This window comes from Williamsoniiplasma lucivorax ATCC 49196 (genome assembly GCF_000518285.1).
GTDB classification, from domain to species: domain Bacteria; phylum Bacillota_I; class Bacilli_A; order Mycoplasmatales; family Mycoplasmataceae; genus Williamsoniiplasma; species Williamsoniiplasma lucivorax.
In genome coordinates, this window is sequence record NZ_JADH01000001.1 from 61151 (window position 1) to 75690 (window position 14540).

At 28.3% G+C, this 14540-nt stretch carries 14 protein-coding genes and 1 riboswitch; of the genes, 6 read left to right on the top strand and 8 right to left on the bottom strand.

What is annotated here, in order from left to right; all coding sequences use genetic code 4:
- Positions 1–3: 3 nt before the first annotated feature.
- The 5 genes from P695_RS0100265 to P695_RS0100285 all read right to left on the bottom strand — a co-directional run bounded on the left by P695_RS0100265 (position 4) and on the right by P695_RS0100285 (position 3584).
- A complete protein-coding gene (locus P695_RS0100265; protein ID WP_028126343.1) occupies positions 4–312 on the bottom strand; it encodes a L7Ae/L30e/S12e/Gadd45 family ribosomal protein in 309 nt (102 codons plus the stop codon).
- Positions 305–571, bottom strand: coding sequence for a YlxR family protein (locus P695_RS0100270; RefSeq protein ID WP_028126344.1), 267 nt, complete (start codon positions 569–571; stop codon positions 305–307). Before P695_RS0100270 ends, P695_RS0100265 begins: the two co-directional genes overlap by 8 nt.
- Entirely contained in the window at positions 552–2069 is a 1518-nt protein-coding gene (nusA, locus tag P695_RS0100275) for a transcription termination factor NusA (RefSeq protein ID WP_028126345.1), read from the bottom strand. The genes P695_RS0100270 and nusA overlap by 20 nt, the downstream gene beginning before the upstream one ends.
- 14 nt (positions 2070–2083) lie before the next feature.
- Positions 2084–2578, bottom strand: a complete 495-nt coding sequence (gene rimP, locus P695_RS0100280) for a ribosome maturation factor RimP (RefSeq protein WP_028126346.1) — start codon at positions 2576–2578, stop codon at positions 2084–2086.
- A gap of 157 nt (positions 2579–2735) precedes the next feature.
- Positions 2736–3584 (bottom strand): TMEM164 family acyltransferase, encoded by an 849-nt coding sequence (locus P695_RS0100285; protein ID WP_028126347.1) that lies wholly within the window; start codon positions 3582–3584, stop codon positions 2736–2738.
- A gap of 348 nt (positions 3585–3932) precedes the next feature.
- On the opposite strand from P695_RS0100285, the gene P695_RS0100290 reads away from it, so the two are divergent.
- Positions 3933–4640 (top strand): hypothetical protein, encoded by a 708-nt coding sequence (locus tag P695_RS0100290; protein ID WP_028126348.1) that lies wholly within the window; start codon positions 3933–3935, stop codon positions 4638–4640.
- Between the two features lie 474 nt (positions 4641–5114).
- Here P695_RS0100290 and P695_RS0100295 read toward each other — a convergent pair whose 3' ends face one another.
- Entirely contained in the window at positions 5115–5735 is a 621-nt protein-coding gene (locus P695_RS0100295; RefSeq protein WP_146063663.1) for a hypothetical protein, read from the bottom strand.
- A 56-nt stretch (positions 5736–5791) separates the two neighbouring features.
- Complete coding sequence (locus P695_RS0100300) at positions 5792–7357, bottom strand: hypothetical protein (protein WP_028126350.1); 1566 nt, start codon at positions 7355–7357, stop codon at positions 5792–5794.
- Positions 7358–8315: 958 nt separating this feature from the next.
- Between P695_RS0100300 and P695_RS0100315 the strand changes: the two genes are divergently transcribed.
- Together P695_RS0100315 and P695_RS06405 are read left to right on the top strand one after the other, a co-directional pair.
- Positions 8316–8975: a hypothetical protein gene (locus tag P695_RS0100315; protein WP_156922726.1), complete on the top strand. Its 660-nt coding sequence runs from the start codon at positions 8316–8318 to the stop codon at positions 8973–8975.
- Between the two features lie 215 nt (positions 8976–9190).
- Complete coding sequence (locus P695_RS06405) at positions 9191–9448, top strand: UPF0236 family transposase-like protein (protein ID WP_028126352.1); 258 nt, start codon at positions 9191–9193, stop codon at positions 9446–9448.
- Between the two features lie 14 nt (positions 9449–9462).
- On the opposite strand, the gene P695_RS0100325 is transcribed toward P695_RS06405, so the two are convergent.
- A complete protein-coding gene (locus P695_RS0100325; protein WP_028126353.1) occupies positions 9463–10302 on the bottom strand; it encodes a TMEM164 family acyltransferase in 840 nt (279 codons plus the stop codon).
- Between the two features lie 173 nt (positions 10303–10475).
- Positions 10476–10632: riboswitch (cobalamin riboswitch) on the top strand.
- 194 nt (positions 10633–10826) lie between these two features.
- Here P695_RS0100325 and nrdF point away from each other — a divergent pair.
- Genes nrdF through nrdE form a run of 3 tightly spaced genes read left to right on the top strand, consistent with a single transcriptional unit; the run spans position 10827 to position 14471 of the window.
- Positions 10827–11852 (top strand): class 1b ribonucleoside-diphosphate reductase subunit beta, encoded by a 1026-nt coding sequence (gene nrdF / locus P695_RS0100330; protein ID WP_084331570.1) that lies wholly within the window; start codon positions 10827–10829, stop codon positions 11850–11852.
- A gap of 5 nt (positions 11853–11857) precedes the next feature.
- Positions 11858–12340, top strand: a complete 483-nt coding sequence (gene nrdI, locus P695_RS0100335) for a class Ib ribonucleoside-diphosphate reductase assembly flavoprotein NrdI (protein ID WP_028126355.1) — start codon at positions 11858–11860, stop codon at positions 12338–12340.
- On the top strand, positions 12324–14471 hold the full coding sequence (gene nrdE / locus P695_RS0100340; RefSeq protein WP_028126356.1) for a class 1b ribonucleoside-diphosphate reductase subunit alpha: 2148 nt from the start codon (positions 12324–12326) through the stop codon (positions 14469–14471). The genes nrdI and nrdE overlap by 17 nt, the downstream gene beginning before the upstream one ends.
- Positions 14472–14540 lie beyond the last annotated feature (69 nt).

The window sequence follows — 14540 nt, forward strand, 5'->3', positions numbered from 1 at the left end:
TTCCTACTCCTTTTCTTTACTTTGTTTTAATAGTGTAATAATATTTTTGTCTTTAATACCAATAGCAACAACTTTTTTTAAACCTGTTGCTTGTGATAATTCTTCGATACTCATCATATCTGTTCATTGCTCAATATTGTAAAAATTGCTTTTATCAATAAATTTCTTTTTTTGGGTTTCGCCCATATCTGTTGCGATAATTACAAGATTAACTTGGTTATTTTTGATTGCTTCGATTAAACGAAACCCAAAAACAATTTTCCCTGACCTTCTGGCTAGTCCTAAACCATTAATTAATTTCTTGTTATTCATCTAATAATCCTAAAAGTTTATCATAAATTGCTTCATCAATTTTAGTTTTTAAACTACGAGCCAGACCATTATGTTTTTTCACAGCGATAATCGCTTCGTAACTTTTTTGCATGTAAGCACCACGACCCGACATCTTTTGATCAAGGTCAATGATGATTTGGTTGTCTTTGGTTTTAACAATACGAATCAAGTTTTGGCGATCAATTAATGTTTTAGAAAATAAATCTTTACGCAGATTCTTAGTTGTAATATTTGTCATAACTTTCATCTTCAAAATCTTCATCATCTTCATCATCGATGACATTTTCATCTTCTTCTAAATTATTAAATGCTTCAATGTTTTCACGAATTTCATCCAACTCTAATGTTGGTGTTGCAAAATCAATGTTTTCTTCAAAATCATCTTCTTGTTTTGATAATTGATCAATTGCTTGAATTTCTTTAATTTCTTCTTGTAAAGCTAATAACTCATCTTCATTAATCAAGTTGTAATTATTTTGGAAACTATTTAAACTATTGTCATTATTTTTGTAGTTGTTATTACGATATTCATTGTTTCTAAAATTATTGTTACGTGGTTGGTCTTGGTAACGAGTAAATGGTTTGTTAGCCATTGGTTGACGACGACGCATGGTGCTTTCAATAAATTCAGGACTAGTTAATTCAGTTAAAGTAATGTTTCCATTTCAATTAATATCAATTGAAAATTGTTGTGCATCATCATATGAGTATATATTGATACGTTTACGGATTAAGTTAGCCACTAATCTCGCAGCCACTCCTTTTTTTCCAATCGCTAATGATAATTGTTCGTTGGGAACCACAATATCGATTTCTTCAGTACCTTCGACAAAGTTAATAGAAATCACACGCACTGGAGCCATTGTTTCTATAATGAATCGAGTTAAATCTTCATCTCATTTAATAATATCAATACGTTCATCTTTTAACGCTTTTCTAACAGCATCAATTCTGGCAGAATTTTCCCCAATAATTGATCCTTTGGGATCAATTGCTTGGTCGTGAGACATGACAGCCACTTTCGCTCTAACTCCTGGTTCACGACTAATTGCTTTAATTTCAATTAAACCATTTCTAATCTCTGGCACTTCTCTAACTAATAATTTCTCAAGAAAAGCAGGGGTTGTTCTTGAAACTTTAATTTGTGAAAATTTGTCTTCTTTAGCAACTTCTTCAATATAAACATCAATAATTTGGTTCACTTCAAATTTTTCCCCAGGAATCACTTTTTGTTTTCATAATGAAGCTTGTGCACCATTAATGTCTAATAAATAAGAATTTCCTTGTTCATTCATCCCAGTAACTTTAGCTGGTGAAATGGTGTGTTCTAAATCAATAAATTTTGAGTAAACATTAGCACGTTCTGCTCCTTTAATTTTTTGTTGCAAAATTTGACGCACTTGAATAACTGCTAAACGAGAAAATTCTTCACCAAAATGCACTTCTTTTTTCACAATGTCACCAATTTTAAAATCTTTGTTGATTTTATGAGCATCTTCTAAACTGATTTCTAATCAGTCATCTTCAACTTTTTGAACAACTTCTAAAAGTTGAAACATTTTTAATGTTCCTGCTTGTTCATCGATTTGCACATCAACATTTGCTTCAGTGTCAAAAAACCTTTCATAGGCTTTTTTAAATCCTTCTTTAATTCCTTGTAATACAACTTCTTTTTCAATTTTTTTTTCAGTCGCAATTTCGTTAATTGCTGCTAATAATACTGCTCCGTTAATCATTTTCTCTTCTCCTCTTAAAATTTAACCGCATATCTTGCTTGCTTGATTATTGGTCAAGTGAAAGCAAGTTTCTTTTTTTGCCCTTTGACAAAAAACTCAATATCAAATGTTTTTGTTTCCTGCTCATAGCCAGTTAGTGTGCCATCTGTTTTTTGAATTTTATTTATTGGGTCATGAAACTCAACATGAATATATTGACCAATCGCTTTAATTAATTCATCTTCATTGCGAATTGCTTTTTCAATCCCTGCACTAGCAACCTCTAATAAATATTGATCATCAATTTCTGGAATATCATCCATCATATTGGATAATGCTTCATTGACCAAAAGTAATGTATCAAAACTTAATGCTTTATTTGCTTCTGTTTTATCCTCAACTAAAATTTGAATCACATCACTATCAAACTCTTGGAAATTATTAATTTCATACACTTTTAAGTGGTGTTGATCTAAAATCTGATTTGCTAAATCTGTAATTTGTGTTTTAAAGCTGGTAAAGTTTTTCATAGTCCCCCTAAATTTAAATAAGAAAGCAAGCGGTGACGCTTGCTAATTTTTTTACTAACTTGCATATACATAATAACATATTTCAAACGAATATGTTTTTAAAACTAAGAAAAATTAAAATAAAAAACCAACACAGAATATTATTGGTTTTTATCAACTAACCTTTAATTTTTAGGGCAATAGTCGCATAAACTTTTTGCAAGTTTTGTTTAGTCACAATTTTTTTAATACCTAAAATTTCTTCATGAATATCAAATTTTAATTTTTCAGTGCCTTGGTTGGCATAAATTGGTCTAGCAAAAAACATCATTGTGTAGCAAAGTGGAAAGAGAATTCAACTAAACCCAAAAATCATAATAAAGTATTGTGCTAATAAATTAAGATATCCTAAGCCAAGATTATCAAAAATAAATTTATAAATATAATTTTTCCCTCAATGACCATTTGGTTTTGTTCCAACTGGTAAAGATTCTAAGGGATTAGTTCCGACTGGAATATAAGCCATATTTCAAACCATCACAAATGTTAAAAGTAAAACCGAGAAAATGGCTGAACGACGAATTGATTGTCAGCTTAAACGAGCGCCTGTGAAATCATATAAATAAATATATAAATAACTAACAATAATTCCTAAATGCGCAAAGTAATAATTTCAATATCTAAAATGATCAAAACCAAATTCTTTGGCAGTTCCAACGAAACCACCTCCAATAGCTAAAATAGGACCAACCATCACTAGTGGCATAAATAAATCGATTTGTAGTTTAGTTGGGCAAGCCATTAGGATTACAGCACTTCAAGCAAGGATGTAGCACAATTCCCAATCGAAAGTGATGTTTTCAAAAATAACAATATAAATTTGGTTACCAAGCATTCAAGCAAAAAGGATAATTCGCACTCAATAAGTTTTGGTTGTTTTTGCTCAAAATTTATGAAAAACAAACATACTAGTTATAACTAGTATGCTCACAATCATTCCAACAAGATACTCTGCAATATGACTCATTTTTTTAAAACCCTCCATTTTATTTTAAGAAATAACTAATATTTTTATAAAGTATTTTGTTTTCTTTTTCAATAAGTAAAATTAAAAAGTTATTCTGGGATGACTAATTGTAAAATAAAAATGTTCTAAAATAAAACAGCATTGGTGAGTTTTTAGAATAAATTTTTAAAGTAATTGTAGGACCTAAAAAGTTATGAAAAATGATTTTTGTTTCTATGATAAAAAGAATAGAACATCAAAAGCACCATCTTGAAAATAGAAAGTGAAAATAAATTCTAGATAACTTAAGTAATTTTCATTTATAATTTAAGAAGAAATTAAAAACTTAAGATTCTTATATGGGGTTATATGGAAAAGCATGATTTTTGAAAAATTACTATTAAAAAAGAAATAGTTTCATTGACAAAAAAGATAGTATATTGAGTTGATGTCCTTATACTAGCTTGTTTTGGTATTATTTTACCTATTTTATTGTTTATATTTGGTGATAAAGTAAAGGCACCAACAGGCATCTTAATAATTTGTTTAAGTTCTTTTTTCTTAATATATTCATTGCAAAGATTAACCCAATTATTTCTTGGACGTAAAATCATAAAAAAGATCTCAAGTAAGATTATTAATAATAAATTTGTTGATTGAAAAAAAACAAGAAGCTATCTATTTGTTTTAAGTAATGAATATAAAAACATCAATTACAATATTCAAAAAATAATTAAAAGTAATGATTTTTGCAAAACTAAAAATGAAGAAACAGTTAAATTTGTTAATATAAAATATTTATCATTTGATTTCTTTGGTTTGTTAATTTTAATAATTTTGTTTATTTCACAATTGTTGATAAAAGAAAATTTTTGGCATTGACAATTAATTCTTTCCATTGTGATTTTAAATGTTTATATCATCTTTTGTTTACCATTTTTGATTATCAGGCAAATAGTTTTAAATAATAAAATTAAAAATTATTATTTGAGTCAAACAAATAAAGAACAATATCCGCCAACAAACAAATGATTGTTTTTAGATAAAATAAAAGAAAAAATTATAGAAATTAGATAAATTTTATTAAGACTAGATTATGTTAAAAACGACACCTTAAAAAATGAGATTGACCTCCGTGTAGAATTTAGTGAAGCATCAAATTTAACTTATCATTTTTTATGAAGACATCAGGTTTATAAAAGCAAATGACGTATAAAATTTGATAATTCAAACTAATTGTAGGACCAGTCCTTGTTTGTGAATTTATTAATTTTTTCTAAAAAGAGGCCAACAATTACACTGATTCATGTCAAAGGCGGGATTCGAACATAATTCTTCAACCAAATTTTTAAATAAGTGATTTAAACACTCTTTTTTAGAATAATATGGCAAGCATTTTAATTTTTTAGGGGAATTTAAAAACACATTCCAAGAATTCATAAATTCTTGGAATGTATCAAAATCTAAATGTATACTGCAATTATCGTAAATGGAACAATAAAATTTTAAAGTAGCATTCTTAAGTTAACATATTTTAATTTTAAATATTTGTTAATTTCCTTTTAAAATTGTCAGTATTTTTTTACCATTATTAGATAACTTTCAATGAAAAAGCAATTTAAATAATAAAATAAATAAAAATGTTATAGTACAAAAAAGAAATCATATTAAAGACACAAAAACAGTTCAATAAAGAAGGTCGTACCAAAAATGGTGTGAAGCTTTTGTATCTTCGTCTTCATCAAAAAATGAACGTGCAGTTAACAAAAAGAGTATAGGACTAGGCTTCATTTGCTTTTTTTGTTCATCAGAAGAAAGATCCTTTTCAAAATTGTTTGTAATATCTTTAAAAATTTCATAATAAGTTTCCTTGCTTATAAAAAGAGTGGAAATAATTCTAAAAGAAGAGATGTCTTCGCCTCTTTTTTTAAAGAAGGATGTTTTTAATAGAATGAATATAAGATCAGCCATAATAATTACCAATGAACAAAGAGATAAAAACAAAAATACTTGAGGAACAAATACTTCATTGTGTTTGATTCATAAAAAGGCTTCAATCCCACTAAAACTTAAAAATATTAAAAATGTTGCAAGTAAATAAATTTTAGTTAGTTTTTTGAATTTTTCAAATTTAGGAATAATTTTTTCAAAATTGTTTTTGACAGATTTCATAATATGCATTTTCTCCCTTCTGATTATTAATATTTGATCCAAATATTATCTTTATTTTAATCAAATACATGCCCAAAACTTAAAAATTTATAATTATTAGTAGTAGACTCAATTGGATATTTTGATAAAATGTCTTTTGTTTTTGGACTAATTGCATCATTAAATTCTTGTTTGTTATTTTGGTAAATCTTAGCTTTATTTTTGGTATATTTTAAATTTTCAGATACAAATAAAATTTTTGCTATTGGTGTGCTTTTTTTATTAATGTTGGGTTTTAACTCTAATGTGGTTTTTTCTAAAAAATTTGCAGATCAATCTAAATCATAATCTCCACTTTTATCATTGTCAACAGGCCCATAAAATGTTCCTGTTCATGTTCCCTTAACTGCTAATGTTGCTGTAAAAAATGTTAATTTTTTGTTTTTATCAATATTGTGCTCTACTGTTTTTTGATTTGTATAAGTTAATCATGGAATTCATTTTCTAAATTTTGCTGTGGAGTGTGATGTAATAGATTTTAAATTTCAAAGAGGATTTTTAACCTCATCAAAAATAATAACAGCTCTATCTTTTACACTAGTACCTCCAAATGTTGAATTTCATTTTCCCCAGAATCCATTTTCAAAACCTTTCATAAAAAATTCAAAATATCGATCTCAAATGTCTTCATTATATTCTTCTGTTAAAACTTTTTTATTTTCAAATAAAATTTTACGTAATTTATCATATTGCAAAATTGATTTTATTATTCCTGTAAGAGATGATCAACCAAGTATTTTTTTTAAAGGGGTACTAACAGCATTATTTATCACTGATTTTATTATCATTTTAGTAATTGTATCAGGTATTTTTATGCCAATACTTAACAATGCTTTTGTGACTATCGGTACCACCATAGGTAATGCCAGATCTTTTATTGGTCCTAGAGCTTTAGATACAGTTAATATGAAAAGCGTTTCCATTCCCATTAATATAAAGTCATCTGATGGAGAATATACTTGACTAAATCCATTTATTGATTGATAAAAATAATTTGGTTTATCTTCTTCTCGGATAGGTTTTTCATATTGTTTTCATGCATAATTTGAAAGATATTGTTTTTCTTCATCTTTTGAAGATTCTATTTTATATAAAAACAACTCACTCATTTTACTTTTAAATTTATTGTCATAATGCAATGTATTAATGTGTAAGTATTTATTAATAAATTTTACTTCTTCATCAAAATTATAATCATTGTTTTGCATTTCGTTTAATTCAGTATCAATAAAAGAATAGATTTCATTTTCAATTTTATCCCTATCATATACATATATTCTTTGTGTTCCTACATTATTTTTGATGTCAAATAATTCAATATGATTGTTAGATTTTTCTTCCAAAGTAGATTTTGTTGATAAACTTCTTTTTTTAAAAAGTTTTTTCTTATACTTATCAATATTTATATTATATTTTTGCTTATCTGTTTTAGATATTTTAATTGCGTTCTTTTCTAAATTGTCTTCAATTGCTTGTATTTTTTCATCTTGTATTTTTGATACAACCTTACTACTAGAAACACAAACTAAACTAGTTGACCCCATTAAAGTCAAAGACAATAGTGAGATTAATAATTTTTTCATATAAACTTCTCCTTTTGCATATTATTATTTATAAATATAAAAATGTTAATCACCGACTTTTTACCTTAACTTTTGAATATAAAAATATTCTAAGAAATAATAAAATATAATGATTTTTAATAGGTATTTTTTGCTCTTCAATATTAAAAATAATTATTGATAAAATGTTGAATCGAAGTTCCATATGATGCCTCCTATAATTATTATATTTATTAAATTTTTCAAATTAGAATTACTAACCAAATGAAAGTACTTTCTATTTAGCAAAGATATTCCTATGTTTACACTTTACATTTTTGATCTTTATTTTCACCAATAAGTAAATGGATGTAATCCAAATTAAATTGTAATTTCCTAAGTTTAATGTTCATCTTTCCATTTTTCTTGATAAAAAATCAGAATCCGATAACATAAGTGTATTCATTTAGAGTACAAATAATTGGCTTTTTCAATTATTGTTATAATTGAAAATATGTTGTGCATTTCATAGTTTAACAAACTTTGCAAAGCTTGATACAAAATGCTCTATAGAATCATAAATGTTGCCAAAAAGTAAAAAAAATATTTCTAACTCAGCCATTTAATAATTCTGTTGGAGCATTGTGTTTGCAACTAGCATTTAACATTGAATGTGGGGTATTATACAGTTTCTTTAACCCCAGAAGGCCAACGAGCTTTAAAGGAAAATAATAAAAAATGGTTTCTTTCTCAACCCGACGTAACCGAAGCAAATTTGGCAGAATTTCAAATAGCAGGGAAGCTTAAAGTTTATTTTGTTTTTCAAGAATTAACAATTTCCTAATTTTTTTTAAAGTATATACCCTTAACAAGGTTTGGTGTATACTAAAATTAATCAAAGGTGACTTTGGTGCTCAAGTATGTAGGCAAGTGCCTCTCTAAAAAAAGAGCTTATGCTCTTTTTTTAGTTCTTAAATTAATTTATGATAAGAAAAGAAACATGAGGATAATATGACTGCCAAAATTGGGGAAATCTACATGGGTTGATCAGAAGCACCTGGAGATTTATTATAAAGATAATGGAAAATATAAATTTAGGCCCTTAATCATTGAGAAAGTATACCCAGAGGAAAAATTAGTTAGAGTGGGATTATCTTCAACACAATTACAATCAAAATACATATTTGAAATAAATATTCCCGAAAAAAAATTACATTTTACATTTGATAAATATGAAATTATGATTATTTCTGAAATAAACTTGAAAAAAAAGTTATTAGATTTACGTGAATATCTTAAAATCTATAAAATGTTTGAACAATTAAAACAATCTCATGAACATGCATGAAAACAAGAAAAAACTAAATTAGCTTTTGAACAAACCATTATCATAGGTCAATATGCCTTACTTTCACCCAAAGCACAAGAATACGAAAGAACAATAAACCAATTCTCGCTTAAAGAACAAGCACATAGAATAAAATGTAAAAAGGAAAGAATGAAACTCATTGAACAAATGAACCAAAACAAAATTGTGAACATAGAAAAAAAATCTTTATATAAAACAAAAGGGGAACAAGAATTTAATTCAACAAAATTCTTGAATGAAGCAGATAAAATTCTCAAACCTAATAAGCAAGAATCAGAAACCCAAAAATAAACAAAATCCAGAAAGAGATAACAACCAAAAACTAAAGCTTATTTTTTGCTCAAGATTTTGAGTTATATAATTACTTTTAAGTATCAAACCAAAACTAAATATATAACTTGGATCGATTAATACCGATTTTTTATTTTTTACAACCTACATAGTACATACTAAACACTACATACTACATAGGTTATTTAGTATAGTCAATTTTGAGGTATCAAAAAATGTGAATTAATGAAAAACTCGAATATAAAAAAATTCTAGACCAAAAGAAATTGGAACTAGAAGAATTAGATTATAAGTTATTAAAAAATAGAGATAAAAAAAGATACATACTAATAAAAGTTGCACCAAGAACAATCTCTACAAAATTTGGAACCTTAACATTTAATAGACGTATCTATATGGATAATACTAAATCTGTGTTTATATTTCATGTTGTTTCCTTGTTTGTGAAAGAATCATTATTGTTTTGAAAATAAACTTACGTTATGTTTTATTGTTTTTGTCGAGAGAATTTTAAAAGGTTTTTAAAATTCTTTTTGGTTAAATGTTTTTTAATGCCTAAAACTTCATCATGAATGTTGAACTTAAGTTTTTCAGTGCCTTTATAAGCATAAATTGGTCTGGCAAAAAAGATCGCTGTTCAACAAAGCACAAGAATGGCTGGCCCAAAAACAAACATCATTAAAAAGTATTGGACTAGTAAACTTAAATAGCCAAGACCAATGTTACCAAAAATATGTTTATAAGTATCATTTGATCCTCATCAAGTAGCAACATCTTCACCAACTGGCACTGGTTTTAAAGGGTTATGTCCAGCTGGAACATGGGCCATATTTCAAACCATAATAAAAGTTAATAAACAAACTGCAAATAAGCCAGATCTTTTGAGCATTTTTCAATTTAAACAGGCACCGGTAAAATCAAATAAATAAATATATAAATAACCAACCATAATTCCTAAATGGGCAAAATAATAATTTCAATATCTAAAATGTGCAAAACCAGCATCAGCAGGAGCAGCAACAATCCCTCCTGCAATCGATAGGACAGGACCAACCATCACTAATGGAAGGAAAAGTTCCACTTGTAATTTATTGGGGATAAACATCAACACAACAGTGGACCAAGCTAAAATATGACAAATTTCAAAATTAATTCAATGACCTTCATAAGTTCCTAATCAAATTTGATTCCCAATCATCCAACCAGCAACAATGATTCTCACTCAATAGGTTTTGGTTGTTTTTGCTCAGAATTTATGAAAAATAAAAAAGCTGGCAATGACCAAGATACTCACACCAAAACCAAAAAGATATTCTAAAATTTGCATAACTTAACTCCTTATGATGTCATTGCTATTTTAATAACTTTATTAAGTTTATATAAAACTATGAGAAAAGCAATGATGAAGATAAAGAAGACAATTTTCAAAAACCTGTGTATAACTTTTGGTTTTGATATTTAAAAAAAGTTTATAAGTGGAAATGTGGGAAAATGTTATTGAAATAAAAACAGAAAGATAGTCCAGGGAATTTGGTTTAAAGCCAAAACTGTACCAGCAACTGTAAAGAGGATTGATTATCAAAACCATTGGGCAACCGAGAAGGTGATAATCGAAGTGAATCTGAGTCAGGATACCTACTACTTTTCTCAATTATTCTTTTTCCTGGTCAGAAAAAGTTGGTTAAATCACCTTTTGCCAAATACGACCACGATTTACTTGCTAGCTAAATCGTGTTTTTATTTCAAAAACTAATTTTTAGCAAAATACATTTAGGAATCACTAAAAGTTTTTGTTATCGAAAAAAATGAAAATTTGGCACAAATTTTCTAAATAAACATCAAGGAGAGAGTATGAAAAACAATAAGAAAAACCAATACTATGAAGAGTCGGTTTCCCCATTAGCATATGCACTAAATGGTTTTGAAGGGAACATTCGTTCAGTCAATTGAAATGTAATTAATGATCCCAAAGATTTAGAAGTCTGAAATCGGATTACCCAAAATTTTTGATTGCCAGAAAAAATTCCTGTATCAAATGATTTACCATCATGAAAAACCTTACCCCAAGAATGACAAGATTTGGTGACCAGAACTTTTACTGGTCTCACCTTATTAGACACTGTCCAAGCAACAATTGGTGATACTAGCCAAATGGAAAATGCTTTAACTGATCATGAGCAAGTGATTTATACCAATTTTGCTTTTATGGTTGGAGTTCATGCTCGTAGTTATGGAACAATTTTCTCAACATTATGTTCAAGTGAACAAATTGAAGAAGCTCATGAATGAGTGGTTGGGTGTGAAGCTTTGCAAAAACGTGCTAAAGCTTTAATTCCTTATTATGTTGGCAATGATCCATTAAAATCAAAAGTTGCTGCTGCTTTAATGCCTGGGTTCTTATTATATGGCGGGTTTTATTTACCATTCTATTTATCAGCTCGTGCAAAATTACCAAATACTTCTGATATTGTACGTTTAATTTTGCGTGATAAAGTGATTCATAATTATTATAGCGGGTATAAGTACCAGCAAAAATTAAAACTCCTATCACTCCAAAAACAAGCCGATATGAAAAAATTTGTTTTTGATTTAATGTATGAATTGATTGATTTAGAAAAAACTTATTTAAGAGAGTTGTATGCTGGGTTTGATATTGTTGATGATGCAATTAAATTTAGTTTATATAATGCTGGTAAGTTCTTACAAAATTTAGGTTATGATTCACCTTTTTCAGAAGAAGAAACCACAATTAAATCAGAAATTTTTGCCCAATTATCAGCCAGAGCTGATGAAAATCATGATTTCTTTTCTGGAAATGGTTCAAGTTATATCATGGGTGTTAACGAAGAAACCGAAGATGAAGATTGAGAGTTTTAAAAACCATGCACAAAGACGTCATTAAAGTCGACGCTCAAGATATCGTAAAACCAACTGGTGAAATCTGCGTCGTTTATTTTTCATCACCCTCAAATAACACCCATCGTTTTATACAAAAATTAAATTTTACTAATTTACGTATTCCCTTTGAAGAGGATGAACAACTTTTAGTTGCACAAGATTATATTCTAATTTGCCCCACTTATAGTGGGGGAGGCGAGCATACTAGTGGAGCCGTGCCCAAACAAGTAGTTAAATTTTTAAACCAAAAACAAAATCGTGATTATTGTCGCGGAGTGATCGCATCGGGTAATACTAATTTTGGTAATACCTTTGCCATTGCTGGACCAATTTTGTCTAAAAAATTAAATGTTCCTTTACTCTATCAATTTGAGCTTTTAGGAACAAAAGAAGATGTTGAGAAAATCCAAAATATTATTAAGAATTTCTGAAAGAAAGAAGGAGAAGAAAATGGAAAAAACAACTAATGCATTATTTCAAAATGATGAATATATTAATTTAAATGCTAAATCAAAAGTGTTTTCAAGTAGTCAAACAAATTATCACTTAGATCAAGAAGCAGCAATTTTATATCGCCAAAATCATGCTAATCCAAAAATGATGGAATTTAAAAACTTTGCTGAGCGTATGCATTTTCTGGTGGAAAATGCATACTATGAAAAAGACTTAATTGAGAAATATACAATTGAAGATTTAGAAAGTTTAACTGAATACGCTTTAAGTTTTAATCATAAGTTTCCAAGTTTTATGGGAATTTTAAAGTTTTATAATGCTTATGCTTTGAAAACTTTTGATAACAAATATTTCTTAGAACATTATGAAGATCGGGTTGTAATGAATGCTCTTTTATTTGGTGATGGCAATGTCAATATCGCTGAAAAAATGATTAAAGAAATGATGTTAGGGCGTTATCAACCAGCCACTCCAACATTTTTAAATGCCGGTAAAAAACAACGTGGCGAATATACAAGTTGTTATTTATTACGTGTTGAAGATAATATGGAGTCAATCGGAAGAGCTATTGCCACTTCTCTCCAATTATCAAAACGTGGGGGCGGAGTTGCTTTATGTTTGACTAACTTAAGAGAATTCGGTGCTCCTATTAAAAACATCGAACATCAAGCAACTGGAATTGTACCGATTATGAAATTATTAGAAGATAGTTTTTCATATGCTAACCAATTAGGACAACGTCAAGGAGCTGGGGCTGTTTATTTATCTGCTCATCACCCAGAAATCTTAACTTTCTTAGATACTAAACGGGAAAATGCTGATGAAAAAATTCGGATTAAATCTTTATCACTTGGTGTTGTTGTTCCAGATATCACATTTGAATTAGCTAAACACAATAAAGAAATGGCTTTGTTTAGTCCATATGATGTTTTTAAAGTTTATGGTAAACCATTAAGTGATATTGCAATTACTAAAGAATATGACAAAATGGTCCACAATCCAGCGATTAAAAAAACTTATATTAATGCCAGAAAACTATTTCAAATGATTGCCGAATTACATTTTGAAAGTGGTTATCCATATTTATTATTTGATGATACTGTCAATAATCGTAATGCTCACCCAAATCGTATTATAATGTCAAATTTATGTACTGAAATTGCCCAATCTTCTACTCCAAGTGAGTTCAATGATGATTTAACTTTTGCCAAAATTGGCGAAGATATTTGTTGTAATTTAGGCAGCTTAAATATTGATAAAGCGATGAAAGCAGAAACTGATTTTGAAGAAATGATTTATCATGCTGTTTATGCTTTGGATCATATTTCTCGTAAAACTAATTTACAATCAGCTCCCAGTGTTGAAAAAGGTAATCAAAATAACCATGCTATTGGATTGGGGGCAATGAATTTACATGGGTTTTTAGCAACTCATAAAATTTATTACAACTCACAAGAAGCAATTGATTTTACCAACATGTTTTTTTATACAATGGCTTATTATGCTTTTAAAGCTTCGAATAAATTAGCCAATCTTTATGGAACATTTCATAACTTTGAACAAACCAAATTTGCTGATGGTTCATATTTTGATAAATATACGCAATGTGAAGCCAATAAATGAACTTTTGCGACTGCAAAAATTCAAGAAATCTTTGCCCAATATCAAATTACTCTGCCAACTCAAGAAGATTGAATTGAATTGGTGGTTAAAATTAAGCAAACTGGTTTGGCCAATTCACACTTAATGGCAATTGCTCCCACTGGATCAATTAGTTATTTATCAAGTTGTACACCAAGTTTACAACCAATTGTTTCTAGTGTCGAAGTCCGCAAAGAAGGCAAGATTGGGCGAGTTTATGTGCCAGCATATAACATCAATTTTGATAATATGGGATATTATGCTCTAGGGGCTTATGAATTAGGTCCAGAACCAATTATTGATATTGCAGCAGCTGCTCAACAACATATTGATCAAGCCATTTCTCTAACTTTATTTATGAATGATAATGTGACTACACGTGACTTAAATAAAGCTTATATTCGTGCCTTTACTAAAGGTTGTGCTGCACTTTATTATGTTCGTATTCGTCAAGATATTTTAGAAGATTCTGAAAACTACGAATGTGATTCATGTGTTATCTAATATTTTAAAAAAGCAAAGTTTTGCTTTTTTATTTTCTAGTTATCATGATTAATCATTTTGTGCTTGAGA